Origin of the sequence: Cyclobacterium plantarum (assembly GCF_011290685.1) — a bacterium.
Lineage (GTDB): Bacteria > Bacteroidota > Bacteroidia > Cytophagales > Cyclobacteriaceae > Cyclobacterium > Cyclobacterium plantarum.
This window is the reverse complement of record NZ_JAANYN010000014.1, coordinates 26,282-51,863: the sequence shown is the minus strand read 5'-3', so window position 1 is coordinate 51,863 and position 25,582 is coordinate 26,282. Positions and strand designations below refer to the sequence as shown.

The window sequence follows — 25,582 nt, the reverse complement described above, 5'->3', positions numbered from 1 at the left end:
TATGGTTAATAATTGGTGTACAAATTAAAGTACTCTTGACAAAGCTCAATAGGACTTTGGTCACATAAGAGTTTTAATAAGGCCAGGAAATGATCCCACCTGCCAGGTTATATACTTTTTCAAAACCTAAATCTGCCATCATCGCACAGGCATGGCCACTTCTGTTACCACTCCTGCAATACAAATAGTAGGATTTGTCTTTAGGCAGGTTTTGAATTTGTTGTTTGAAGTTAGGGGACATCATATCCAGGTTCCTGGCTTTGGGTAACTTCCCCTGGTTAAATTCCCCTGCCGTTCTGACATCAATGACAACAGCATCCTTATCCTGGATACCCTGGTGAAAGTCTTCAGCACCGAGATCTGAATACTGCTTAATTTGCTTATGAAATAGATTGAACATTTTCTTCTTTTGTTAAGTGACACAACAAAAGTAGGGTAAGAAAAAACCAGAAAAAGTAATTTTTATCACATTAACCACAAAGGCAAAAAAAAAGCCGTCCAAATGGACGGCTTTCAATGATTTTATCAAATAACTTAAGGTCAGTTGTTTTCGACCCTGCCTACAGATGCGTACATCAATTTTCTGGCATCCGCTTCTCTCAATTCAAACTGAATATCACTAATGGGACCCATTTTTACGTCTCTATCGGCTTTAAGAGAAATCCATATCTGGTCTCTCTCCGCTTCAGAAAGGTTATCTTTTTCCTGGTTTACCCAAAGCACGATATCAGAGGTATTGATCAAAACATCATTTGCCTGGATCCTTGGTTCTGATCCATACATGGAAGTATTCTTCGGTTTACCAACGTACAAATACGAAATCAGGGTCTTTTTCTGAATCTTTTGAAGTTGGGTAGCCTGAGGAATCTTTTGCTCCACCAAAATCTCCTGCTCTCTCAACACCGTTGTCACCATAAAAAAGAACAACAACATAAAGATAATATCCGGAAGAGCTGAGGTAGGAATATTGGTTTCCGCTTTGGTTTTCTTTTTAAACTTTGACATAATTAGCTTCCGATTTTATCAGGTTCTGCGATAGAGATGGCCATAGGTATACCTTCCTTACCTCTGTCCAGCAGTTCTTGTTCAGCAGCTGTCTGACCGGATAAGGCGCGGTATTCTTCTCCTGAAAGACCGACCCGCTCACCATAAATTTCAAAATATGCTTTTTTCACCTCATCCAAAACCTCCAGGTAGGTCTCATAGCTGGTACCTCTATTGGTTTTGATTGAAATTACTGCGCCTCCGGACATCGGATGATCAGAAGATTCCGGACTTTGATCTGCCATACCTTTCAAAGAAGGCGGCAGGCTGTTAAACAGAGCAACTGCATCCTCATCCGGATTTCCAAAATTCAGCACAAAGCTTTTGATTTCGTCAGAAAGTCCATCCGTACTGTTACGAAATTCACCTTCTATCAAAAGATCATCATTCAAGTTGATCAGAATATTGAAAATATTTCGTTCGTTCAATTCCACCTCCGGTGGTGGCTGATTCGGATCCTTTTTGGGAGGAAGGATATTCATGATACCCTTATCCGAAGCGATTGTCGTGGTTACGAGAAAGAAGATAAGAAGCAAAAAGGCGATGTCCGCCATCGACCCTGCATTTACCTCCTGACTCATTCTACCTCTCTTGCCCATAATTATTTGACTATTTTAGTGATTTCTGTGACTACAATCCCAAAGATTGCAAGTATCGCAAGCGCATACACAGTAATAAGCACGCCGCCTACCATTTTCGCTCCCTCAGGAGTAATGTTAAAGGGGTCTGCAGCATACTTGGCAGCAATATCACCGCTAGCTGTGCTGTAGGCAATACCAAACAAAGCACCAATGACTACCACCCCAATTACTGTTTTCAACAGACTCTTAGGGTTATCAAAGGACTTGATCAAAGGCATAAGTATAGCAAACACTGCTCCTATGATGATCAGCAAGTACCCTGCATATAAGAATATATCAGTAGTATCCATTTTATCTTAAATCTAAAGTGAAATAAATCATTTATTGGGTTAAAACAAAATGACCAGAATTACCTGGTCAATTTATGCTTCACCAAAATGTCTACTAAGCTGATAGACGCATCTTCCATATCATTCACGATAGAATCGATTTTCGCCACACAATAGTTATAGAACAACTGTAGGATAATGGCCACAATCAGACCAGCTACTGTTGTCAAAAGGGCGATTTTGATACCACCAGCAACCAATGATGGAGAAATGTCCCCTGCTGCTTCAATTGAATCAAAAGCACCAATCATACCGATTACCGTACCCATGAAACCCAACATAGGAGCCAGAGAGATAAACAGCGAAATCCATACAAGACCTTTTTCAAGGCGGCCCATTTCTACTGAACCATAGGCAATAATGGATTTTTCCACCATATCGATTCCTTCAGAATACCGCATCAACCCTTGAGTAAAGATAGAAGCTACTGGGCCTCTGGTGGACTTGGTAACATCCTTAGCGGCCTCAATCCCACCTTCTTCCAATGCATTTTCTACCTTCGCCAAAAGTTTTTTGGTATTGGTAGTGGATAGATTCAGGGTGATAATTCTTTCCAGGGCAACTGCCAAACCCAAAATCAAACACAACAACACAGGAGTCATGTAGGTAGGGTCTCCTTCAATGAACTTGTCTTTAATAACCTGATGAAAAGATTGCTCTTCGGCAACAATTTCATCATCAGTCATGACTGGTGTTGGATCTGGTTCCGGAGCTGGGGCAGCAGCCTCTTCAGTGGTGTCAGCTTCTGCTTCTTCTGTTTCTTCTTGTGCTTTTGTGATCATCGGAGAAAATAAAATTCCGAAAAGCATGAACAAAGCGATTAACTTTTTCATAATGTAGTTTTTAATAGACTTTTAAAGGTTGAACGGTTTCTAAATTCGAATTAAGTTTTTAAAGTTATAATTTTTTCAGCTCAAATTGCAAATGAATCCATTATAATTTCTCAGAAAACAATTATTGGGTAAGTGATTTTAACAGATTTCTAATCTATCCCAATGCTTTGGAACCTGTAATTTAATTTACTTCAATGGAAATTGCACTATTTGAGCGGATAAAATCCAGACAGTATTTTAATTACCGGCTTTTCCTTTCAAATAAAAGTGACCTTTTATCACTTTATGCCTGAAATCTGCAGAGAGGAAGGGATTCGAACCCTCGATACCCTTTAGGGGTATACACGCTTTCCAGGCGTGCTCCTTCGACCGCTCGGACACCTCTCTTTTTGTGTTTTTTTTAATTGTTGCAGCGACAAATAAAATTATAAAATTCAGCCCATGCAAATAATTGTCTGCTTTATTATTGAAAAAAAACAGGGTTCGAAAGTATTCTTTTTGCCTATGAAAGCTATGGGATTGATGGTCAAAGCCTTGATTGGCCCTTTTTCATTGGCTCAAAACGGACATTTCTCCCGCCAGAGGCATCATCATCTTCCTTTTTATTTCGGTTTCATCTGTCTCATTGGCCAAAATAAACATCATTTTGGTGACTGCCGCCTCAGTTGTTATGTCTCCTCCACTCAATACCCCTACCCTTTTGAGATCTTTACTGGTTTGGTACCTGCCCTGTATCACCCTTCCTCCGTTGCACTGGGAAACATTCAGGATCAGCAGTCCTTTTTCCACTGCCTCCTCCATGGATTGAATAAACCAGTCCTCACTCGGACTGTTGCCCGATCCGTAGGTTTCCAGTACCATCCCCTTTAAACCTTCCATTTGTAAACAGTGCTGTACGACATTTTTGGTAATCCCGGGAAAGAGTTTCAACACCATCACATTGTTATCCAACTTATTCAGGTATTTGAGCTTTTTTCCCTCCTCATAAGGCCTGATGGAAGCATAATTGTAATCGATGACAATGCCTGATTCTGCCAGTGCCGGATAATTCTCAGACTCAAAGGCATCAAAATGCACGCTCTGTACCTTTTTGGCCCGGTTTCCACGCAACAACATGTGGTTGAAAAAAATGCAGACCTCAGGTACTACCGGCTTTCCATTCACCTTGGAAATGGCTATCTCAAGCGAAGTCATCAGGTTCTCCCGGGCATCCGAGCGCATGGCACTAATGGGAAGCTGGGCTCCGGTAAAAATAACAGGCTTATTCAGGCCCTTCAGCATATAGCTGAGCATGGAAGCACTGTATGCCATGGTGTCTGTCCCGTGCAACACCACAAAACCATCATAGGTATCGTAATTCTCATAGATGATATACGCCATATCTACCCAATGTTGCAGGTTGATATTGGAGGAATCGATCGGCTCAGGAAAAGAAATGACGGTGATGCTAATGTTAAGGTTATTGAGATTGGGGATTTTTTCCAAAATCTTACCAAAATTAAAAGGCACCAGGGCTCCCTGTTCGTCATAGGCCATCCCCAGGGTACCTCCGGTATAAATGATCAGCACCGCATGTTCAATCTCCTGCTTGGCTGCTGTATTTAACCTTACAATTTTATAATTCATGAGAATGTTGTTTGAACACTTCCAGGGCATTTCTTCCCGTGACATCAGCTACTTCCTGCATTGAAGTACCGGTGAAGTGGGCCATTTTTTCTGCAATATGGGGAATATATTCGGGGGAATTGCGCTTGCCCCGGAATGGTACGGGGGCCAAAAAGGGACTGTCGGTCTCCAAGACCAGTCTGTCCAGCCCGGTTTCTGCAATGACCTGCCCTACACCGCTGTTTTTATAGGTCAACGTACCTCCGATCCCCAAATAAAAGCCCATTTCAATGATACTTCTGGCCTGCTCCAGACTACCTGAAAAACAATGAAAAATTCCCGTTAACTTTTCGTCGTTCATGGATTGGACCAGGTCAATGGTTTCCTGCATGGATTCCCTGCAATGCAGGATCAATGGCAGCTGCTTTTCTTTGGCCCATTGGATGTGCCTTTTCAAGGATTCCTGCTGCTGCTCAAAGTAAGTCTTGTCCCAGTATAGGTCAATGCCCGTCTCCCCAACGGCACAAAATTTGTGTTTCCCCCACCATTGCTCCATTTGGGAAAGTTGTTTTTCAAAGTCCTCCCCCACATCACAGGGGTGTAGGCCCAGCATGGGATAACAAACCCCGGGAAAATCCCTTTCAACGGCCAGCATCCCTTCAATGGAATCCAGGTCAATATTGGGCATAAAAATCTTCTCAATACCTGCATCAAGGGCATTTTGGATTACCTGATTCCGGTCCTGATCAAATTTTTTACTGTAGATATGGGCGTGGGTCTCTATGAATTTCATCTTTTTATAATTTGTTTTTAATAGGTCATAACTTGTCCCGCACCGAAGTTAGGGAAGCCTGTCCCGTCCCGGTAGCTATGGGGGCTATCGGAACTATCGGAAATCCCGCTTTGTGTAGATTGCAACAAGTCAGTCTGCATCAGGCAGGTTCGATTTCATGAGTATTTTCGGTTCTTCCATTTGATGCCTGATGGCCAGAAATAATACAAAACGGTAGACCAGCTGACCAGCCAATTGTAAATTTCAAATCCTAATAATGGCAAAAGGCCAATTTTAGTTTCCGTTTTCCCTGCAAAAGTGCTAATGAATAAGGATTGAAAGCAAATTTTAACTCCCCAAATACCTGCTGCCAACCAAAAAGAATGGATCAGGCCCACAAGCAGTGCCAAATAAAAAGCCAGCTGAAGCCCCAAAAGCAACTGCCAGTACCAGGGAAGTGAAAATGCACCCCTTGCCCATCTTTTCCGCTGCTCCATAAGTGAGATAAAGTTTTTTTCTGGTTTTGTCTTTACCAAAACGTCCTTACTCACCAGATGGGCAGGCCGGTACCCCTGTTGAAACAAAATTTTGGAAAGGGCCAGGTCCTCCGTTACCTGATCCTTTACCACTAAAAATCCACCCGATTGCCAATAGGCTTTCTGCCCGACCAGCATATTATTGCCCATGGCCGTAAGGGAAAAGCCCATATCCGCCACGGCCTTTACCTTTCCCAGCGTAAGCCACCAATCCATTGACTGCATCAGGTGAAACAAATGGTTTCCGGATATCATGGTAGTCCCGGTGAGCAACCCAAAATCCTCCTGATAGGCCAGGCACATTTTTTCTGCCCATAAGGGTGGTACCACACAATCTGCATCCGTAAAAAGCAATAATCCCTCTTTAACGCAAGAAACCATAGCAGCCAGTGCTACCGCTTTACCGTTCTCCTCTGCCCCCGGCCTATGTTCCAACTGCACCAGATGCCTGTTGTTCCCGGCGGCTGCCCAATCGGCAAGGATGGCCTCTGTTTGGTCTTCACTATGATCATCTGCCAAAAAAAAGTGGATTTTGTCTTCAGGGTACTTCAGGTCCTCCAGGGATTTCAGACAGGCAGGAAGGTTGTGCGCCTCATTGCGGCAGGGAATCAGGATATTTACCTTTGGCAATTCCGATGTACAGGCGCCGTGGTTTCGAAAATTAAAGCGGATCAGCAACCACAGCATGAGGTATTGTATGCCCACCAAAACCATGATACAAATTCCTCCCGTGAGCAACATCGGCTTATAATGATTTGGTGGAATACCCCTCCCCGGCCAGAAAATCCAGGTAATCCGGCAACATGGTCTTGAGAAAACTTTCACTTTTCTTTTGGTCGTGAAACAACACGATCGAGCCATTGGCGGTTTTTCGCTTCAATTGTTGCAGGGATCTGTAGGGTGACATTTCTTTTCGGAAGTCCCAGGAGATCAACTCCCACAATACAATTTCATGGTTTGGCGCTATTTTTCGTTTTTGGGAGCAAGTCATGCGTCCGTAGGGAGGTCGGAAAAACCTGGTGTTCACCCCTGTTTTGTCCAGTATCTCCTCCTGGCACTTTTTCACATCAGCCAGGTAACCCGACATGGAAGTATTCGCTCCGTTGAGATGATGAAAAGTGTGGTTGCCTATTCCATGTCCTTCCCCATGCACCTGACGGGCCAGATATCCGGCTTTTTGAACGTTTTCGCCTACCATAAAAAAAGTAGCCTTCATATTTCGACTGCCCAACTCCTCCAAAACAAAATCAGTAACCCCGGATACCGGACCATCATCAAAAGTCAGGAAAACTGCTCTCTTTTCCCTATCCTTATGCCAGGTAAATCCCTTGAATATACTTTGCGCTATGTGGGGTACCCTGAATGGTCTCATGTCAATTAAACTGAAGGCTCAGCAGGGTGATGTCGTCTTTTTTTGGTACCCCCGCAGAAAATGTATGCAGGTACTCAAAAAAACCATCGTGAAAGGCTTCCGGGTTTTCACCAGGATGGGATTTGATATAATCCAAAAAGCGATCCTCTCCAAACTCCTCCCCTTCCGGATTAAAAGTCTCCGTGAGTCCATCCGTGTACAGGTGCAACATAAAATTTTTCAACTCCTTTCTTTCTCCCTCCTCCAAAAAAGGAAGGGATTCAAAGGCCCCAAGAATGGTGGTGCCTGCTTCCAATACTTCCAAACTGCCATCCTTATCCAGACAAATTACCGGTGGGTTGTGCCCTGCATTGATATAACTGAGTTTTTCCTCTTTGTAATTGTAATGTCCCAGAAAAAAAGTTATGAACCGCTCCCCCTTGGTATTCTCAAAAGTCGTGAAATTCAATTGTTCTACGATCGCCTTCAAATTGGAACCACTGCGAAGCAAGGTCCGCAAGGCAGCCTGAAAGTTGGACATCAACAAAGATGCGGGCATCCCTTTTCCGGAAACATCCGCAACACAAAAGTACACCTCATTTTCTGAAGCTTGAATCAAATCATAATAGTCCCCACCTACTGTACTGTGCGGGAAATAGGTAACCTTGGCTTTTAAATGATCATGGGAAGGGAGGGTAGCAGGAAACAACATCCTTTGCACGTTGCTGGCAATCTCCAATTCCTTCCTCAAACGTTCCTGTTCCAATTGCTTCCTGGCAAAGCGCTTGTTTTCCAGGGCCACCACCAAAATATTCGCCAAAGCCTGGGTAAAGTCCAGGTCAAGGCCTTTTTCCTTGTCCTTGGTACTTAAAAACAAAATGGCCAGCATTTTATCTTTGTGGTAAACGGGCACATAAATGTTTACTTCAGAAAAGGAATACTCGCCGGAAAGGGTCAGGCTCAGCTTGCCCTGGGTTTTATTTTCCTGCACATCTTCTCTTTGAATGTGTTCAGGCAAATTACCCTTTACCTGATGGGAAATTTTCCGGTCAAAAAACTGCTCCTGCTCGTTAAATACATACAGCAGCAGGGATTTTATATTCAGGTGAACCAAACAGGTAAATTTAAAAATATTCAACAGCACATTTTCTGTTTTGTTTTCATTAATGGCTTGCGTAATTTCCAAAAGCGCCTTTAATTCCAGTTCCTTCCTTTGGTATTTTACAGTTTCTGTGGTCATTTTACCGTGTATTGTGTTGAAGAAGGCCTTTTTTGGTGGCCAGGTAATAGAGTTCCCTGCCTTTGTTTTGTATAGGAGGATTGTCAAAAAGCTCTTCCTCAGGGCTTGAAAAACATTTTATCCAGCCTTTCTTTACCAATGCTTCCAGATTAAGGAGCAGCCTTTCATCCTCCCAACCCAAACTGTCCTGAAGGTAAGCAAAGGATTGCAGAAAATACAATTCATCCAACAAGTCAAATTCGTCATCTGTCATTTCAGCCCATCGGTTAGGTGGAATGACAAAAATAAGGGATAGATTAGTTTTTCCTTCCTTTCCAGGAATATTTTCCCAAAATCGCAAAAGGAAGGGCCGCCAGGACCAGGCAGGGGTATAGCCAACCTGAAAGGAAAAAATCCATAGGCTTGTTCTGCTTGTTGAATCGACGCAAAACCACACCCAATACCGTGCTTTCTGCTACAAATTTCCCTACCCAGAATATCAGCAGCAGGGCAAAGAACTTCCAGGAAATCAGGGCCACAACCCAGGTCAGCACCTGAGATAAGGAAATCAGGGCCAACGCCCCGGCACTGAGCCAATGGGCACTGCCCTGATGGGCATTCCACTTGCTGGCCCACCTGCTTCTCTGACTTATCCAGTCCATATGCCCCGACAAAGGTTGTGTTTCTACCAAAGCATCAAGTTCCGGAAGGTACACCAAAGCCGCTGCGCCAAGTTCCCTGGCCACTTTTTTCATTAAAAACTCATCGTCTCCCGACAGCAGGTGGGCATTACCCCGGTAACCGCCTACCTGCCTAAAAGCTTCCTTTCGGAATGCCAGGTTTGCGCCACTGCACATCAATGGATTTTTCTGGTGGAATGAAATTCCTGTGAGCAATATGATGCTGGCCCATTCAACCTGCTGAAACCTGGCAAAAAAACCGGAACCTCCGCCAGAAATCACCGGTCCGGCCACCATTTGTACCCCGGGTAGGTTGAAAGGGGCCGTCATTGTATCCACCCAGCCCTCAGGAAGCTGCACATCGGCATCGGTAGTCAATAGGATTTCGGTGGTAGCAGCCGCAATCCCGGTACTCAGAGCGGCTTTTTTTCCCATTCCTTCACTTTTTAGGTATCGCCAGTGTTTTAGCTGGTGGGTTAGGATAAAAGTGGTGACGATCCGCGCAGCATCATCTTCACTGTGGTCATCAATGAGCATAAGCGGGACATCCGCAGGAAGGCGAAGCAGTAAATGAGGCAGTAAATCGACCATATTCTTCGCCTCATTCCTAAAGGGCAATAATACAGTAGTGGGCAGCCGCTGGGATCCGACCGGGTATTGGCCGGTGGGGATATTCTTCCATTCTTGCCCGAGGAGCAACAAAATGGCCAGGTAAACGCCTAAAACTAAAAAGTATGCCAAACCAATCAGAGGAACCATATAGTGCTTTGCAGGATTTGTGGTAAATTGCACCGATGGATAAAGAACCGAAAATTCAAACACAAACAAAAGAAAAAATCATTTTGGGCATAGATCCGGGGACGAACGTTATGGGATTTGGTTTGATTTTGGTAAAAGGCAACAAGTATACCTTGCTGCAGTTTGGAGTAATCCACCTGAAAAAGTACAGTGACCATGCACTGAAGCTGAAGAAAATTTTTGAAAAAATCAGCCAGATCCTGGAAGAGTTTTCCCCTGATGCAGTGGCCCTTGAAGCTCCTTTTTTTGGACAGAATGTGCAATCCATGCTCAAACTGGGAAGGGCACAGGGGGTAGCCATGGCCGCTGCCCTGGCCAGGGAAATTGCCATCACAGAATATTCACCCAAGAAGGTGAAACAATCGGTGACCGGAAATGGCAATGCCTCTAAAGAACAGGTAGCAGAAATGCTCAAAACCCTGCTAAACATCAAAGAACTCCCCCAACTATTGGATGCCACCGATGCCCTGGCCGTGGCCCTGTGCCACCATTTCCATGAAGGTAGATTACAGACCAGGGGAAGAAGTGGCGGCTGGAAATCTTTCATCAATGAAAACCCCGGTCGCATCAAAAAATAATTTCAGAAATCCGCAACACAATTCCATATTTAACTGACTAAGAGGGTGTAAAACCTGTCAGGTTTAATCTCCCCAAAGTTTGTTGTCGGTTGAAAATCAACAAAACCTGACAGGTTTGCAGATTCTAAATAATTATTAAGTTTATTGTTTCAATTTTACTGGTAATTTGGTAATTTAAAAACAAGATCTTTAAAACAGCTTACCCATGAAAAAAGTAGCATTGGACTGTGAAAATTGTTTCACCGAATTTATAAACCTGCTGAATGACCTGAGGGATTTGATTCAGGAGGGGAAGCGTCATGGCATGAACGATGACACCAGGAGCAGGCTGGTCAGGCTTTTTGAAAAAACCCATGATGCAGCCCTGGAAACCATAGCCGCCTATTTCAGAAAGCAGGGAAAGGCACCCTTCTCCGGATCCAGGGACGCCACCGTAGAGGCTTTTCATGCAGACCTTATCGATGATGGGCAGGGCTGGCTGGACATGATCATTTGTAGAATCAAGTACAATCCCCTTTACCCGGGAGACTACCTGGGATCCCTGGCAGAAAATATCGTCAATAAATACATTCATTTTCTCGAAGACTTTGAAAGGACCATGGGCAAAAATCTGGACCTGTAAAAATAAATTTAAATTTTTCGGCATTTTTTTGATCGGGTTGTAGCGTTTTAAACGGTGCTATCGTCCTGTCAATAAGAAACTTTAAGTGTGAATCCATTTATTCCCGTTATGCCATGAAAACAAGTTTACAACAACCTTTCCAGTGGACCATGCAGTTGGTCTTGTCCCTGATGCTCCTGCTTGTCGTCACCTCCTGTGAAGACCAGGTGGAAACCACTTATGTGTACCAAACCCAGGTCCCCGTTTTTCTTCAGGTGAATACCTTCAGGGAAGCAGACATCATCATCGAACCGGGCAAACCCCTGGACAATCCGGGCAAAATTTACATTTTTGGTGACTATTTATTTATTTCCGAACCCGGTGAAGGCATCCATATCCTGGACAACAGCGATCCTGCCAGTCCAAGAAACCTCAACTTTATCAATATCCCCGGAACAGGAGACATGGCGATCAATGAAAACATACTCTACGCTGACAATTATGTAGACCTACTGGCTTTTGATATCTCCGATCCACAAAATATAGAAATGGTCAAAAGAGAGGAAGATGTTTTCCCCAACCTGTATTCCAACGAGGAAACGGGTACCATCGTGACCTACAAAGATACCCTGATCACCTCCACAGATGCCAATATGATGTGGTCCAGTTGGGGCCGACCTGCATTCAGATCTGATTTTATGGTCATGGAATCCCTTGCATTTTCGAGTGATGCCGGAAAAGCTGGAGGTGGGCAAAGTTATGGACAGGGTGGATCAATGGCCCGCTTCACCTTATTGGGAGGGCACCTCTATACGGTAGACGATTACGACCTGCGGGTATTTAATGTGGAAGAACCCACCGACCCGCAGTACCTGAAAAACATCAACCTGGGCTGGGGCATCGAGACCATTTTCCCCTTTAAGGGGAAATTATTTATCGGCTCCATGACCGGGATGCACATTTACGATGCCAGCAACCCAGCGGAACCTCAGAAAATGGCCGTCTACGAACATGTTACCTCCTGCGATCCGGTGGTCGTGAATGACGACTACGCTTTCGTTACCCTGAGAAGTGCCGCCGTATGCCGCATGGGGGCCGACGAGCTGCACGTGCTGGATATCAAAGACCTGTATAATCCTAAATTAATCAAATCCTACCCCATGGACAACCCCCATGGTCTAGGTCTTTCCGGAGATTATTTGTACCTTGCAGAAGGCGAACACGGATTGAAGAGTTTCAACGTGGCTGACGTAATGGAGATAAGCAATAACCAGATCGAGCATTTGAAGGATTATGCCTCCATTGATATTATTCCGGGACCAAAATCGCTGATTGTAATAGGTCCGGATGGCGTTTGTCAGTTTGACTACTCCGATCCCGAAAAACTTAAGGAATTAAGCTGTATCAGTGTATCTTTTCGATAGATGAAGGTCATTTATACCATTTTTGCAGCAACCCTATATTTGGCCTGTCCTTCTAACAGCTGGGGACAGGCCTTACCTTTTACCCATCATTCGGAAATGGGTATACTCACCGGTAGGGATGATTTCGGCACACGAACAAATTTCACCTTCCAGACTTTCAACGGATTTCAACTTTCCGAGCGGCATGCTTTTGGGTTTGTGACAGGGCTGGACCAATATGGCAGCCTCTCTGTGCTGCCCATCGCCATGGGATGGCGGTCTGTTTTAAATCCGGAAAACAACTGGCAGCTTTATGGTGGAGTGGATCTGGGATTCGGCTCCACCCTGCTGGAGCCTACGGTGGTCACCGAATGGAACGAACACCGCTGGCAGGAAGGAGGCTTTATGGGCCAGGCCAGCATCGGGTTGCGCATTAAAACGGGAAGGGCTAATTTCTGGACCCTCAGTTTGGCATACAAAAGGCAGAATTACCAACTGACCACTGGAAATCCACGTGTCAACGCTCCGGACCCCAATCGTCCGGAGGATTGGAGCTATTATGCCAAAGACAACATCACCTTCAATAACCTGGTGTACCGGGTTGGGTATTGGTTTTGATAATTTTAATAAAAAGGATTAGAAAAGGGGAAAAATCATTTTCAAAAAATGGGCAGGTTCCTCAATTAAGCCATCGAAAATAGGATGGCAAATCCTGTTCATCGGGAGTCCGACATTGCAAATGCCGGACAGCGAAGTTAAAAAAGCCTCGTTTTTTCGAAAAAAATGGCGTCACAGAGGTACAAAGGTGACACAAAGGCCACTTTTTTCACCACAGATTCGCACTGATTTTCACAGATTTCTTTTTCGGATTTAAAATAACTGGATAAGTTAAATAATTTTACCTGTTTTCTGTGTTAATCTGAGCTATCTGTGGTGCACCTTTTATTATCCCGAACACGAATCCCCGAAACAACCCTCTCTGGGTGTAGATTGCATCTACATCCCAGGTATCCAATCGGTTACATATACGAGGCATTTGTAATGCCGGAAACCAAAGACCAGCCAAAAAAATAACGCTCTTTAATACGCACACTTTTAGCCATTACAAATGGCTTTTTGAAGGGGCTTAACTGTTTATGATTCCGAAAATAGCTGGGTGAAGTGACATACTTCACCCAGTACCGTCTCTGGGTGTAGATTGCATCTACATCCCAGGTATCCAATTGGTTACATATACGAGGCATTTGTAATGCCGGAAACCAATGACCAGCCGTAAAGAAAACCATTCTTTCAAACGCACCCTGCTTGCCTTTACAAATGGTTTTTTGGCAGGTCTAATCTGTTTATGACTCCGGAAATAGCTGGATGAAGCGGCCTTCGTCACCCGGTGTTGATCTTTTTATCTGTGTTAATCTGAGCTATCTGTGGTGCACCTTTTTTTATCCCGAAGACGAACCCCTGAAACAGCCCCTCAAAGTTCAGCAAATCCTGTTTATCCCTTTCAGAACTACCCCCTTATTTCCCTGCGCATAAACAGGTAATAAGCAGCTGCAAAACACAGGGTAGTAGCGGCAATCAGACCACTGACCTGAGGCCAAACGATCATCAAACTTTCCTTTAAAGGAAGCGGTGAAGGAATCGCACCGGCCATCTGTTCCATCGTGAGCGGTCCCAGACTCCTCACCGAGGGCATCAGTAAAGTAGTCGTGGCATCAGTAAATAGCTGGCTGGGTGCTAGGCGCAACAGGTTTAAAAATAAATCATTATATTGGAACAGCTCCATTTGGGCCAATTCATTGGCCCCTGGCATAAACGCCTTGGCCACCAGGTTAATGATGATCTGATAGAATACGGTAAAAAACAGCCAAATACCAATTGCGGTAAGTGCTGATGTCGAGGCCTGTTTGAAAAGGATCGACAAGAAGATGGATAGCCCCAGCCAAAATCCCACATAGACCGTGCAAAGGATGGTAAAACCAATAATTCGAAATACCTCCTCTGCCTCGATGAGCACTCCGGTGATCAGGATGCCCCCACCGATCATCAGTAAGGAGAGGGTCAGCAACAAGCTCCCGACCAAAGTCAACGCACTGACAAATTTCGCCAATAGTAAATTATCCCGGTATACAGGCTGCGCCATGATCCGGGTCAATGTACCATTTTGCTGTTCGGAATTAATCGCATCAAAACCCAGACTGATACCTAAAATGGGGCCTAGAAAATTAAGAAACACATGGAAAGGCGGTAGGGTGCCTTCTGTAGTAGTAAGCAACTTCAGGTAAAGGAACAAATGGTCCGGGTCCTTAACATTGCCCAACACCTCACGTATATTGCTCATGGCCACCGATATACTGCCCCAAAATGTCAGCAAGATGAGCAATAAAAGCACCAGAAACCGCCAGCTCCGAATATGTCCGGCTATTTCTTTCCGCACCATCACCCAAAAGGGATGGGGTTGAGTGGCTGTATGTGTAGCAGAATGACCTTCAGATGGATCCATGATTGTTTTCATTGATCTATATTTTCAGTTATGTTGTTCTCAAAATACTTTTCGTAAATTTCTTCCAATCCATATTCCTTCTTGTGGACACTGTTAACATCGTATCCTTTTTGAACAAAGAACCGAACGATATCAGGTGTCACATCGGCACTGCTTGTTATCCCAATAATCCGGTCTTCTACAGTGACCCTTTGGACGGTCTCCATTTGAAGCATCTCCGTCTCATCTTTCCAGGGAAGGTCTATGCCATTCACCAGACCGATTTCGATTTCGTATGATTTCTCCGCAAAAAGCCGGTTTGAAAGGGTATCGATATTGCCCTCTGCCAGCAGCTCTCCTTTGACAAAAATGCCTACGCGGTCACAAACTTGCTGAACCTGGTGAAGGTGGTGGGATGAAAGCAACACGGTAAGCCCTTTCTCCCGGCTCAGGCGAACAATGAGCGTCAGGAATTCCTTGACACCACTTGGGTCTATTCCCAACGTGGGCTCATCCAGAATAATGACCTCCGGATCTTTGATAAGCACCTCGGCCAGTCCCAGGCGCTGCTTCATTCCCCTGGAATAAGCTGCCGTCTTTTTATGGATCGCATCCCCGTACAGGCCTACCAGTTCCATGGTGGCAAGGGCCCGTTCCTCCACTTCCTCACGTGGGATCCCGTTCAATTCCCCCACATACATGAGGTTTTCCAGGGCGGTCATCGTATCATAAAACCCTACGCTGTCTGGCATGTATCCCACCAGCCGCTTTACGGATATGGGATCTTTGGTGGCATTAAAACCACAAATATGGGCAGTGCCGGAACTGGGTTCGGTCAATCCCATCATCATGAGGATTGTCGTGGTCTTTCCGGCTCCGTTGGGGCCCAATAATCCAAATATTTCCCCCTTGGTTACCGTAAGATCCAATTCATTGACCGCCTTGAAGTCACGATACCTTTTTGTCAGCCGCTTCAACTCTATGATTGGGTGATTCATATTATCTTCTACCAAATTTTCGGATGAGGTAAAAAACAAAACCGATAGACAACAAGATCACCAGTATACCGACCCCACCGGACAGCATCGAGGTTTTGACCGTCATTCTATAGGTTGCCGTACTGGTACTTGGGGCATTCTTAGCGGTAAATTTGTTGACATAATCCCCAGCCAATGTCTTGTCGGGAACGGACACTGTCGCGATCACATCAACGCTCTTTCCTGGGTCTAGCTGTTGGATTTCTGATGGAGAAAAGCTGGCCTCCCACTTCGGAGGAGTCTGTGAGGACAGCGTAATTTCATTCAAGGGCAGGGAACCTGTATTTTTGACCTGAAGAAGTATTTCAGCCTTTTCACCCTCTGTTATCTCACCACTTAAACGCCCCGAAGGCGTGGTAAGCTCCATTTCATAGGATCCTTCCACCACCGCTTCAAGCTCCAGGTCCAATGTCTCACTGTCTGCGATGGCCTGTACAGGTATGGAATACCTGGCGGGCTTTGCCCCGTAGGCCGGCCTTATTTCAATGGTGAGGTTTTCTGTTTTTCCAGGCTCCACATTTAGCGAAGTGACCTGACTTCCTCTTGCCTTGAACGCCAGTCTCCAGCCTTCGGGAGTTTCCGCCTTTAATTCATACACCTGTGCTTGACCTGAACTATTTTTCAGCGTGGTCTGATAGCGGAATGTTTCATTGACAGGGGCTTCGATATTGAGGAGGCTTGCGGTAAATGAAGCGCCTTCCGGCGTACCCTGTGCCGAAGCATTTAAGGGAGACAGGGATAAAAAAACAATAATCAGTAATGCGGAAAAACAAGCCATGCTCCCTTTGGAGGCCTTTGTGTTAAAATTACCTTCTAAGTTCATATAAATAAGTGAAATTTATTAATTAAATGAATAACGTTAAATTCTACTCTATTTACCTTGAGATAACTTCAAGAATTACAGAGACAATTTTATGTGAGAAGAATAATTTCCACAATACCTTATCCAAAAAATTAACTTTTTTTAACAATTCTTCTTTACAAATGGCTTTTTGAAGGGGCTTACTTGTTTATGATTCTGAAAATAGCTGGGTGAAGTAGGATACTTCACCCAGTACTCAACATCAGTAATCAGCACATCCAAACTCATGGAAAATAAAAGCCGCTGGGCCCTCTTCCTGCTGGCATTTGGTCTATCAGTTCCCCTCCCGAATTGACACGCAACACCGATCCGTCTCCCTGCCAGCCGGCATGTTCACCGATATATAGCGTTTGCGTTGCTTCATCGTAACCCAATCCGTAGAAATTATTTCCTGAATAAAAATGCTCCTCAATAACTGAACCAGAGCTGATGGATAACTTCACCACCACATCTTCGCTCTCCTGCTTACTGATGACAAAAATCTCTCCGCCGTCCGTGAGCGTAAAACTGCCATTGTAAATGCTATTGGCAACGGAAAATGCCTGGCTGTCTGCGATTTCAAAACCCCCAGGAGCTATTTCATGCAGGTAAACATTGGCTGCATCCGTGGCATACAGGTACAATTTACCCCCGTAATCAAAAAAGGAAAAAGGAGTGCCCGTCACCGGAACCGTTTTTTCTACTGTTTCCGTATCCGGATCGATCACCAGCAGCTGTCCTTCAGACTGGCAAGCGGCCAACACCCTGTCCCCGAAATAAGTCAAACCCTCAGGTCTGGATGAAACAGGTATTGTATTGGCAATGGTGCCGCCAGTGGGATCATTTACCACGGCGATAAACGAATCCGGATTTTGATAATTGTCATCATAGGCTCCCCAATCGCTGATAAATAGCTTCCCCTTAGCAGTAACCAATGAACGGGAATTTACCAATTCCCCTTCTACCGCTCCCATGCTCATAAAATCCGAGGAGCGGACAATTTCTACCTTCCCGGTATTGGCCACCAGGTAAGCATAATCGCCAAAAACAAGCATGTTCTGGATCAAGCCGGCAAAAGGGCGGTTATTGACCTTCTCAAAAATGGCAGTCTCCATCTCTCCAGATGCTACGTCAAAATGAAAGATCTCCCCGTCATTGGCACCAAAGGCACCTTCGTTGACAATCAAAACCCCTTCCTCATATGCCCCCTGAGGGAGTTCTACAGGATCTGTGCCGCAAGAAAACAGGAGGCTGATCAATAACAGACAATTGGCAATAGTTAACTTCTTCATATAACCAGGTTTACATTAAATTGAAAATTCCTTCCCGGCATGGGCCGGAGACGCAGGACCTGATAGTCCCGGTCAAAAATATTGTGGGCACTAAACCCCATATCCCCCTTTAACCAGGGAGAAAACTTAAAATCGTATTGTACCCCTGCTCCCCATAAAGCAAATGCCGGCAGGGAGCTGCGATTGTCTGTGGTTACAAATCGCTTCCCGGTTTTCTGACCCCGGATAAAAAAAGAAAGGGGCCCTCTTCCGGCATGCAGCTGGCCCTGAACCTTGTGCTCAGGCACATAGGGCAATCGCTTACCGATGCTTTGGTCCTGGTCGTCGGATTCAATGATGGGGCGTGTAAAGGCATAATCCAGGTCCAGACCCATCTCCCAGCTTCCACTTTTCCATTCGCTTTCAAAAAAATATTCCAGTCCCTGATTGACTACTTTTCGGACATTCTCCGGAGTCCAGAAAGTTCCCTTTGGCAGCCAGACGACCCATTGGTCCACTGCCATGTGAAAATAAGCAAGCCTGTTTTTGATGTGTAACCGGGAACCCTTCAGGGAATGGTTGAGACCCGCTTCACGGCTCCAGCTTTGTTCGGGCAGCAGGTCGGGGTTTCCGCCAGGAACCCAAAACCTGTCATTTAAGGTGGGAACTTTAAAGCTTCGGGAAATATTTCCAGTCAGTTCCCATTCCTGATCCTCCTGATTAAAAATAGACCAGGCGGCACCCAGGCCCGGGGTGAAGGGCACCGGCTCCCCATCATGGATCAATTGCCGAAGTTGCAGGGAAAAACCCAGCCGGGGCAATGGCTTAAAATTCGTGGCCTGATACAATTCCAGCCGCTGTTCCTCCCTTGAATAGGTAGCCAAATTACCCTTGATATGGGTCAGGCGAATGCCTGTGTTTGATTGCCATTCATCCGCAGGTTCCCAGTCCAGCTCTGCACCCAACAGGGCCAAAAGGGTTTGGTTTTCCTCCTGGTTGAACCGCATTTTATCCCTTACCAGGCCTGCCTTTACATTCCAGCTGGCCTTATCCCTTCGGTGATAATAATCCACCACTCCCCTGATATTCCAATCCAGCTGCTGATCCCGCTCCGAAGAACCCAGCAGGGGCTGTATTTCCCGGTTGATTTCATTGAGCCAGAAGGAGGCCTCAATGGATTGTCTTTTGTCCAGTTTGACAGCCAGATCCTGTGCCCAGCCCATTTGGGTGACTTCGGCATGGTCCTGCACCCTTGTGGGCGTCCCCGCGCTGGCCCAATCGGTGTAGGGAAACCGGTTGGCCGCAAAGTTTCTGTAAAGGCTTGTCTTGAAGGAAAAAGCATCACCTCCATACCTGTGGCTCAGCTCCTGATCCCAACGACCGAAACTGCCCAGGCGGGTGTTGACCCTGGTTTCATTGCCTTTCCCGAAGTCAGGTGTATTGTCCAGGTGAATGGCTCCACCAATGGCATCCGTCCCATAGCGTGTGCCGGAACTGCCGTAATGGATGGCCACCTGGTCAACTCCCCCCATGGTGAAAATGGAATAGTCGGCCTGACCCAGGGAGGGGCTATTTACCGGCAGGCCATTCCAGAAGAGGGCGTTGTGTCCGGCAGAAGTCCCTCTCATGCTCACGGAAGCCAGCATGCCGGGACCGTATTCCCGGACAAACAAACCCGTGCTTTGCTGTAAGGCCTCGCCCAGTGTCATGCCTGACATTTGTGTCAACCTTTCTTTGTCCAGGCTCCGGACGAACTGCCCGTAGGCATATTTTTGCAGCTGCTTTGCGCGGACTTCCACTGCTGTCAGGTCCAGGGTGTCTGCAGAAAAATCCTGAGAAAAACCCGGGGTCAAGCCCAGCCACAGAAAGACCGTGACTTTTGCCATACGCATTTTTATTCCAGCCATTGGGACATCTTTTCTTAAAGCATCCGGCAAGAAATAGCAAGAGAAATCAGTTTGTTCCCGGGAAACGCCACAATCCACTCACTGCCTGGAAAATATCCAGCAGCTCTTGAAATAGCAGAAATTACAGGTAAGAAAACCTAGTTCTCCGCCTTTCTCCCGAAAGCGTTGAATACATAAAAAATGGCAGGTCTCCTGACTTTCCCTGGTTGATCCGCCTTCTCATCCCTGAAAAGGGACAATGGCTGAGGATGGACAACCCCTCTTGCCGGAATCCGGCTGGAGGTATGGGTTACAGTTGCGGGGACAGCTCCGGATTTTCACCGGATTCCCTATTAATCCCGAGAGCCTGGAACAGGTTCGGGAACCATAATTCGGCACAAACATACAGCAAATTCCGCATCCAAAAAATTTTTGATGAAAATTTAGCTGTTGGAAATGGAAGGCACATTGGTTTACTTTGGAGCCAAATCACATCATCAATGCTGCTTTTCAAACCAGGAATAGTTTTCATCCCTTTCATTGCCATCCTATGGGTAATGGCTTTTGCCTGCAGCGAAAAGCCGGCCGCAGCCGACCTGTCCTCCCTGGAGAAAATCCCTATGAGCTATGCCCGGGGGTTTTCCATCTATAAGGGAGCTGATTTTTACCTCCTGGAAATCGGGCCGGATCAGGAAAGCAAAGGCCTCCTGCTGGTCCATGAAGCGGGTAAAAAAAGCAGTGCTTTCGCCGGTAAAATTGACGGGTCTATTCCTATGGGAAGCCGGAAAATCATCCTTACAGCCACCACCCAAATCCCACACCTGAGCTATTTGGGAGCAGAAGAGCATTTAATGGCCTTTCCCAACCTGGACCTGATATCCTCCCGGGAAGTCCGCAAGAGAATTGCCGGCAATGAAATCCTGGATCTGGGAAAGGGCCCCTCCCCTGACCTGGAAAAAATTGTTGCTTCAGATCCCGACTGGGTAATGGTATCCGGTTTTGGAGAGGCAGGGCAACTGGCAGAGCGGCTAAAGGCGGCAGATATTCCTGTCATTGTCAATGGTGAATTTCTGGAAAAGCATCCCCTGGGAAGAAGCGAATGGATCAAGCTAACCGGAATCCTTTTGGGGAAACCTGATCTGGCTGACAGTGTCTTTGATCAGATCGAAAAAAACTACCAGGAAGCCTTGACCAAAACCCTCCAAATTCCGGAAAAAGATAGGCCTTCGGTACTTTCGGGCAACCTTTACAAAGACATTTGGTATGCCCCTTCGAAAGACAGCTGGGCAGCGCAGATCATACAGGATGCGGGAGGGCAGTACCTGTTTGGGGAGCTTGGCGGAAATGGCAGTTTGATGCTGAACTATGAATTCGTGCTGGAAAAGGCCCGGGATGCCAGCTATTGGATTGGGGCTTCAGATTTTAAAAACCTGGGCCACATGCTGTCAGAAAACCCCAAATACGGAAATTTTGAAGCTTTCAAAAATAAACAGGTTTATACCTATACCTTGAAAAAAGGGGAAACCGGGGGGCTGATGTACTTTGAAGAGGGCTACCTCCGGCCGGATTGGGTGTTGCTGGACATGATCAAAATCCTGCATCCGGGGAAAGCCCTCAGGCACGACTTTCAATATTTCCAACGACTGGATGAATAAACTAAAGCCTTATAAGCTACTGATCTGCCTGATTTTATGTCTGCTACTATGGCTGGTCAACCTGAGCCTGGGTTCGGTATCGATTCCTGTGGAGCACCTGCTGCAAAGGCTGCTGGGCATCCCTTTTCCCAGGAGCAGTTGGGAAATCATTGTCATGGAATACCGCCTGCCCAAATCCATTACCGCTATTCTGGCCGGCATAGCCCTTACCATCAGCGGTTTGCAAATGCAAACTTTCTTTAGAAACCCATTGGCCGGGCCTTATGTACTGGGTATCAGTTCCGGGGCAGGACTTGGGGTAGCGCTGCTTTCCATGGCGGGAACGGCATTTGGCTGGCAATTCATGCAGGCTTCCGGGAGTTATTGGTCTGCAATAGCAGCGGCCAGCCTGGGTTCTATCGGTGTGCTGGTGTTGATGGGACTGGCGGCATGGAAAGTCCGCGACAGCATGACTTTGCTGATTGTGGGGCTGATGTTTGGCAGTGCCGCCTCCTCCCTGATTACCTTACTGGCCTATTTCAGTGCTGCCGAGGAATTAAAGATGTTCACCATTTGGTCCATGGGTAATCTGGGCAGCACCGGTTGGGAAAAGTTGGGGCTGCTCAGCGGGGCAGTCCTGCTGGGGCTTTTGCCTGTACTGACCTCAGTGAAAGCCTATAATGCCATGCTTTTGGGAGAAAACTATGCCGTCAGCATGGGCATCAATTTTCAAAGATTGCGCTGGTCCATGATATTGAGCACCGGGATATTGACGGGAAGCATTACGGCATTTTGCGGCCCCATTGCCTTTATTGGAATTGCTGTTCCCCACTTGGCCAGGTTGCTCTTCAAAACCAATAACCATACCCAGCTATTCCCGGCAGCTGCGCTTCTGGGGATATTGGTATTGCTGGCCTGTGACAGCATCAGCCAACTGCCCGGCATGGCCACAAGCCTGCCCATCAATGCCGTGACCACAGCTTTCGGGGCCCCATTGATCATATGGCTGATCATGAGAAGGAATTTTAGCGAAGAATTTTAAGGCTATGGATGGCGAAAATAAATGGCATAAAGCGGAAACACCTGCAATTCATGCAGCAGGTCTGGATCTGGGCTACCGCTCTGCCCAGGGCCTAAATCTGCTTGCTTCTGGAATTTCCTTTGACTTGCAGCAGGGAGAGCTAACCTGTCTGATGGGACCAAACGGTGTAGGTAAATCCACCTTACTGAAGGCAATCATGGACCAGCATCCCCCAATAAAAGGGGCTGTTTTCCTTGGAAAAGAGAATGTAAGACAAATCAGCGATAAGGAGCGGGCCAAAAAAGTGGCAGTAGTGCTCACGGAGAAAATTCCTTCCGGTGCCATGACAGTCCTTGAGTTGGTGGCTTTGGGAAGGGTGCCCCATACCGGTTGGTGGGGCCGGCTCAGTCCACATGATCAGTCCGTGGTGAACAAGGTCATGGACATGACCAATATCAGGGACCTGGCCGGTAAAAAACTGGCTGCACTCAGTGATGGTCAGCGGCAAACCGCTTTAATTGCCAGGGCACTGGCACAGGACAGCCCCATCCTGATTTTGGATGAACCCACTGCCCATCTGGACCTGACCAACCGGTTTGAAATCATGTATTTGTTGCGTGACCTGGCCAAAAAAGCCGCTAAGGCCATCCTGGTAGTCACCCATGATTTGGAAGTAGCCATGGAAACGGCCGATAAGCTATGGATTATGGAAGCCCACAAGCCTTTGCTGACAGGTAGTCCGGAGGACCTTATGATACAGGGAGGCATCCAAAATTTGCTTCCGGGAAACAAGTGGCAAATAGATGCAGCATCAGGTAAAATCAGGCTTAAAGACCCTGCACGGCTGCCACAAATTGATGGCCCTGCCCACCTGAGTCATTGGATCCGGAATGCCTTCAGGAAAAATCGGGAATTGGCCCAGCCTGAACGCATCGTGGTAAGTGAACAGCCTTTCAGTATACTTCTTGATTTTGCAGACCAAAAAGAGGAGGTTAACAGCATTGCTGAAATGATTGGTTTTTTGCGACTTCGTGCAAAGAAAAACAATTCAAATACTAGCCGTTAAAAAATTTTTTTATTATATTTAATATCAAATTATCATTTTTCAGAAAGCAACACTACCTATATTTAATTCCATTTATCTTGTATTTTCAGGTTTTTCATTAACATTGATTAACTGAAAATACTGAAAGGCACAAGAGGTGCTTTAGTGAAACTTTAGTTAAATATTCCCCAAAAAACCCCAGTAAAGATGTCCACCTTCATCAAAGTCCTTATCGTTTCGGTTTCCGTTATTGTACTGCTGCTTATTGCAGGACTGGTCTATGTGTCCACGGCCTTGCCCAATGTAGGGCCCGCTCCTGAAAACTTAATAGTTGAAGCCAGCCCTGAAAAGATCGAGCGGGGCGAGTATCTGGCCAATCACGTCATGCTCTGTATCGATTGCCATTCCAAAAGAGATTTCAGCCTATTTAGTGCTCCGCCTGTACCCGGAACTGAAGCCATAGGGGGAGAGCGCTTTGACCATAGCATGGGCTTCCCCGGTGTATTTGTTTCTCCCAACATTACCCCGGCAGGCATAGGGGATTACACAGACGGAGAATTATTCAGACTGATCACAACAGGGGTCAAAAAAGATGGAAACCCCATTTTTCCCGTCATGCCTTATGCCAGCTATGGAAAGATGGATCCCGAAGACAAAGAAGCCGTTATTGCCTATATCCGTAGCCTGGAGTCCAATCCTTCCGAAAACCCGGTATCCGAAGCGGACTTTCCGGTAAATCTGATCATGCGGACCATGCCGGTAAAAGCCGAGTTGACCAAAAGGCCTCCTGCAGAAGATGCTGTGGCCTATGGCAAATACCTTACCACCGCATCTGCCTGCGCCGACTGCCATACTCAATTTGAGAACGGAGCCTATACGGGTGAGCCCCTTGCAGGAGGACGTTCTTTTTCGTTTCCAGATGGCAGCATACTTAACTCAGCCAACCTCACCCCGCATGAAACAGGGTTGAAAAACTGGTCCAGGTCACAATTTATTGAGCGGTTTAAAATGTATGAATTGCCGGAAAATATCAGCAAGCTGAACCCCGGAGAAATGCAAACCATCATGCCCTGGGCCATGTATGCCGGCATGAGCCGGGAAGACCTGGGGGCCATCTATGATTACCTGCAAAGCCTTGAACCGGTAGACAATACCGTTACGAAATTTATCGCAGGTGAAAACTCATAAGCCCCTGCTTGCCCCTCCATCTATGGGAATACTTGCTCCCGTGATGTAGGCGGCCTGGGGAGAAGCCAGAAAGGTCAACAAATACCCGTATTCTTCGGGTTTACCAAAGCGAGCTGCGGGAATGGCTGCTTTTCTGGCTTCCATCAGTTCTTCCAAAGATTTATCACTCCCCTGCACCTGGTATTCGGTCAGTTCCCGAATCCGTTCCGTATCAAAAGCTCCGGTCAGAATGGAATTTACCGTTACCCCATAGGGTGCCGCTGCCTGGGCAAGTGATTTTGCCCAGCTGACCACGGCAGACCGGATGCTGTTGGACAATACCAAATTGGGCATGGGCTCCTTTACGGAAACTGAAGCCACATTTAAAATCCGTCCGAACCCCCGCTCCTTCATCCCTTCCAGGAGCAGGTGGCTTAAATGATGGTAGGTTTTAAAAAGCAGGTCAAAAGCTTCCTGATAGGCTTCCGTTGACTTTTGTTCCACCGTTCCGGCCTGTGGTCCATTGGTATTGTTGACCAGAATGTCTACTTTTTTATTCTCAAAAAAGCTGGTTGTGTGGTCCCTGAAAGTGTCGAATTCCAAAAAATCCACTTCCAGGAAATCGTGTTTTTGCCCCGCCCCTGCCGCAAGCGAATCCCGGGCTTTTTCCAATTTAGCCTGGTTCCTTGCCAAAAGGGTAATGCTAGCCCCACTTTCGGCCAACTGTTGGGCAATGGCAAGACCCAAACCACGGGTGGCCCCACCTACTACTGCATGATATCCTGTAAGGTCAATAATCATTTTTTATTTT

26 protein-coding genes, 1 tRNA gene and 1 riboswitch are annotated in these 25,582 nt (G+C 46.3%); of the genes, 8 read left to right on the top strand and 19 right to left on the bottom strand.

All coding sequences use genetic code 11. From position 1 onward, the window contains the following. Nucleotides 1–73 precede the first annotated feature (73 nt). The 13 genes from G9Q97_RS22215 to G9Q97_RS22155 form a co-directional block, all read right to left on the bottom strand. Nucleotides 74–400 carry a rhodanese-like domain-containing protein gene (locus G9Q97_RS22215; protein WP_166151045.1) on the bottom strand — a complete coding sequence of 109 codons (327 nt, stop codon included), beginning with the start codon at nucleotides 398–400 and terminating at the stop codon, nucleotides 74–76. 140 nt (nucleotides 401–540) lie between these two features. Beyond that, nucleotides 541–1,005, bottom strand: a complete 465-nt coding sequence (locus G9Q97_RS22210) for an ExbD/TolR family protein (RefSeq protein ID WP_166151043.1) — start codon at nucleotides 1,003–1,005, stop codon at nucleotides 541–543. A gap of 2 nt (nucleotides 1,006–1,007) precedes the next feature. Then, a complete protein-coding gene (locus tag G9Q97_RS22205; protein ID WP_246255826.1) occupies nucleotides 1,008–1,643 on the bottom strand; it encodes an ExbD/TolR family protein in 636 nt (211 codons plus the stop codon). Nucleotides 1,644–1,645: 2 nt separating this feature from the next. Next, nucleotides 1,646–1,903: a hypothetical protein gene (locus tag G9Q97_RS22200; protein WP_317168801.1), complete on the bottom strand. Its 258-nt coding sequence runs from the start codon at nucleotides 1,901–1,903 to the stop codon at nucleotides 1,646–1,648. 131 nt (nucleotides 1,904–2,034) lie between these two features. Then, complete coding sequence (locus G9Q97_RS22195; RefSeq protein WP_166151039.1) at nucleotides 2,035–2,847, bottom strand: MotA/TolQ/ExbB proton channel family protein; 813 nt, start codon at nucleotides 2,845–2,847, stop codon at nucleotides 2,035–2,037. A gap of 299 nt (nucleotides 2,848–3,146) precedes the next feature. Further along, a tRNA-Ser gene (locus G9Q97_RS22190) sits at nucleotides 3,147–3,234 on the bottom strand. A gap of 162 nt (nucleotides 3,235–3,396) precedes the next feature. Continuing rightward, nucleotides 3,397–4,473 (bottom strand): asparaginase, encoded by a 1,077-nt coding sequence (locus G9Q97_RS22185; protein ID WP_166151037.1) that lies wholly within the window; start codon nucleotides 4,471–4,473, stop codon nucleotides 3,397–3,399. Beyond that, the gene (locus G9Q97_RS22180; protein WP_166151035.1) at nucleotides 4,463–5,245 is read right to left on the bottom strand and encodes a TatD family hydrolase; all 783 of its coding nucleotides are present in this window, start codon (nucleotides 5,243–5,245) and stop codon (nucleotides 4,463–4,465) included. The genes G9Q97_RS22185 and G9Q97_RS22180 overlap by 11 nt, the downstream gene beginning before the upstream one ends. Before the next feature lie 155 nt (nucleotides 5,246–5,400). Next, nucleotides 5,401–6,501: a glycosyltransferase gene (locus G9Q97_RS22175; protein WP_166151033.1), complete on the bottom strand. Its 1,101-nt coding sequence runs from the start codon at nucleotides 6,499–6,501 to the stop codon at nucleotides 5,401–5,403. 4 nt (nucleotides 6,502–6,505) lie between these two features. After that, complete coding sequence (locus G9Q97_RS22170; protein ID WP_166151031.1) at nucleotides 6,506–7,132, bottom strand: polysaccharide deacetylase family protein; 627 nt, start codon at nucleotides 7,130–7,132, stop codon at nucleotides 6,506–6,508. Between the two features lies 1 nt (nucleotide 7,133). Further along, complete coding sequence (locus tag G9Q97_RS22165; protein WP_166151029.1) at nucleotides 7,134–8,351, bottom strand: PP2C family protein-serine/threonine phosphatase; 1,218 nt, start codon at nucleotides 8,349–8,351, stop codon at nucleotides 7,134–7,136. A 1-nt stretch (nucleotide 8,352) separates the two neighbouring features. Continuing rightward, nucleotides 8,353–8,604 carry a hypothetical protein gene (locus tag G9Q97_RS22160; protein WP_166151026.1) on the bottom strand — a complete coding sequence of 84 codons (252 nt, stop codon included), beginning with the start codon at nucleotides 8,602–8,604 and terminating at the stop codon, nucleotides 8,353–8,355. A gap of 43 nt (nucleotides 8,605–8,647) precedes the next feature. After that, on the bottom strand, nucleotides 8,648–9,769 hold the full coding sequence (locus tag G9Q97_RS22155) for a glycosyltransferase (protein WP_166151024.1): 1,122 nt from the start codon (nucleotides 9,767–9,769) through the stop codon (nucleotides 8,648–8,650). Between the two features lie 35 nt (nucleotides 9,770–9,804). Between G9Q97_RS22155 and ruvC the strand changes: the two genes are divergently transcribed. The 4 genes from ruvC (at nucleotide 9,805) to G9Q97_RS22135 (ending at nucleotide 13,008) form a co-directional block, all read left to right on the top strand. Continuing rightward, nucleotides 9,805–10,386 (top strand): crossover junction endodeoxyribonuclease RuvC, encoded by a 582-nt coding sequence (gene ruvC / locus G9Q97_RS22150; protein WP_166151022.1) that lies wholly within the window; start codon nucleotides 9,805–9,807, stop codon nucleotides 10,384–10,386. Nucleotides 10,387–10,591: 205 nt separating this feature from the next. Then, nucleotides 10,592–11,008 (top strand): nucleotidyltransferase substrate binding protein, encoded by a 417-nt coding sequence (locus G9Q97_RS22145; protein ID WP_166151020.1) that lies wholly within the window; start codon nucleotides 10,592–10,594, stop codon nucleotides 11,006–11,008. 113 nt (nucleotides 11,009–11,121) lie between these two features. Next, a complete protein-coding gene (locus G9Q97_RS22140; RefSeq protein ID WP_166151018.1) occupies nucleotides 11,122–12,411 on the top strand; it encodes an LVIVD repeat-containing protein in 1,290 nt (429 codons plus the stop codon). After that, complete coding sequence (locus G9Q97_RS22135) at nucleotides 12,412–13,008, top strand: hypothetical protein (protein ID WP_166151016.1); 597 nt, start codon at nucleotides 12,412–12,414, stop codon at nucleotides 13,006–13,008. Between the two features lie 889 nt (nucleotides 13,009–13,897). Here G9Q97_RS22135 and G9Q97_RS22130 read toward each other — a convergent pair. From G9Q97_RS22130 to G9Q97_RS22110, 5 genes are all read right to left on the bottom strand, one after another. Then, nucleotides 13,898–14,902 (bottom strand): ABC transporter permease, encoded by a 1,005-nt coding sequence (locus G9Q97_RS22130; RefSeq protein WP_166151014.1) that lies wholly within the window; start codon nucleotides 14,900–14,902, stop codon nucleotides 13,898–13,900. Next, the gene (locus G9Q97_RS22125; protein WP_166151012.1) at nucleotides 14,899–15,867 is read right to left on the bottom strand and encodes an ABC transporter ATP-binding protein; all 969 of its coding nucleotides are present in this window, start codon (nucleotides 15,865–15,867) and stop codon (nucleotides 14,899–14,901) included. Before G9Q97_RS22125 ends, G9Q97_RS22130 begins: the two co-directional genes overlap by 4 nt. Nucleotide 15,868: 1 nt before the next feature. Next, the gene (locus G9Q97_RS22120) at nucleotides 15,869–16,729 is read right to left on the bottom strand and encodes a COG1470 family protein (protein WP_246255825.1); all 861 of its coding nucleotides are present in this window, start codon (nucleotides 16,727–16,729) and stop codon (nucleotides 15,869–15,871) included. A 263-nt stretch (nucleotides 16,730–16,992) separates the two neighbouring features. Next, a complete protein-coding gene (locus G9Q97_RS22115) occupies nucleotides 16,993–18,039 on the bottom strand; it encodes a YncE family protein (RefSeq protein WP_166151010.1) in 1,047 nt (348 codons plus the stop codon). Further along, nucleotides 18,036–19,925 carry a TonB-dependent receptor gene (locus G9Q97_RS22110; RefSeq protein ID WP_166151008.1) on the bottom strand — a complete coding sequence of 630 codons (1,890 nt, stop codon included), beginning with the start codon at nucleotides 19,923–19,925 and terminating at the stop codon, nucleotides 18,036–18,038. Before G9Q97_RS22110 ends, G9Q97_RS22115 begins: the two co-directional genes overlap by 4 nt. A 165-nt stretch (nucleotides 19,926–20,090) precedes the next feature. Continuing rightward, nucleotides 20,091–20,309: riboswitch (cobalamin riboswitch) on the bottom strand. 95 nt (nucleotides 20,310–20,404) lie between these two features. Here G9Q97_RS22110 and G9Q97_RS22105 point away from each other — a divergent pair. The 4 genes from G9Q97_RS22105 to G9Q97_RS22090 all read left to right on the top strand — a co-directional run bounded on the left by G9Q97_RS22105 (nucleotide 20,405) and on the right by G9Q97_RS22090 (nucleotide 24,792). Continuing rightward, nucleotides 20,405–21,559, top strand: coding sequence for an ABC transporter substrate-binding protein (locus tag G9Q97_RS22105; RefSeq protein ID WP_166151006.1), 1,155 nt, complete (start codon nucleotides 20,405–20,407; stop codon nucleotides 21,557–21,559). Then, on the top strand, nucleotides 21,552–22,580 hold the full coding sequence (locus G9Q97_RS22100) for an iron ABC transporter permease (protein ID WP_166151004.1): 1,029 nt from the start codon (nucleotides 21,552–21,554) through the stop codon (nucleotides 22,578–22,580). The genes G9Q97_RS22105 and G9Q97_RS22100 overlap by 8 nt, the downstream gene beginning before the upstream one ends. 4 nt (nucleotides 22,581–22,584) lie before the next feature. Continuing rightward, the gene (locus tag G9Q97_RS22095; protein WP_166151002.1) at nucleotides 22,585–23,625 is read left to right on the top strand and encodes an ABC transporter ATP-binding protein; all 1,041 of its coding nucleotides are present in this window, start codon (nucleotides 22,585–22,587) and stop codon (nucleotides 23,623–23,625) included. Nucleotides 23,626–23,811: 186 nt separating this feature from the next. Then, nucleotides 23,812–24,792 carry a c-type cytochrome gene (locus G9Q97_RS22090; RefSeq protein ID WP_166151001.1) on the top strand — a complete coding sequence of 327 codons (981 nt, stop codon included), beginning with the start codon at nucleotides 23,812–23,814 and terminating at the stop codon, nucleotides 24,790–24,792. Here G9Q97_RS22090 and G9Q97_RS22085 read toward each other — a convergent pair. Beyond that, nucleotides 24,787–25,572: an SDR family oxidoreductase gene (locus G9Q97_RS22085; RefSeq protein WP_166150999.1), complete on the bottom strand. Its 786-nt coding sequence runs from the start codon at nucleotides 25,570–25,572 to the stop codon at nucleotides 24,787–24,789. The two genes, G9Q97_RS22090 and G9Q97_RS22085, sit on opposite strands and share 6 nt — an antisense overlap. Between the last annotated feature and the right edge of the window lie 10 nt (nucleotides 25,573–25,582).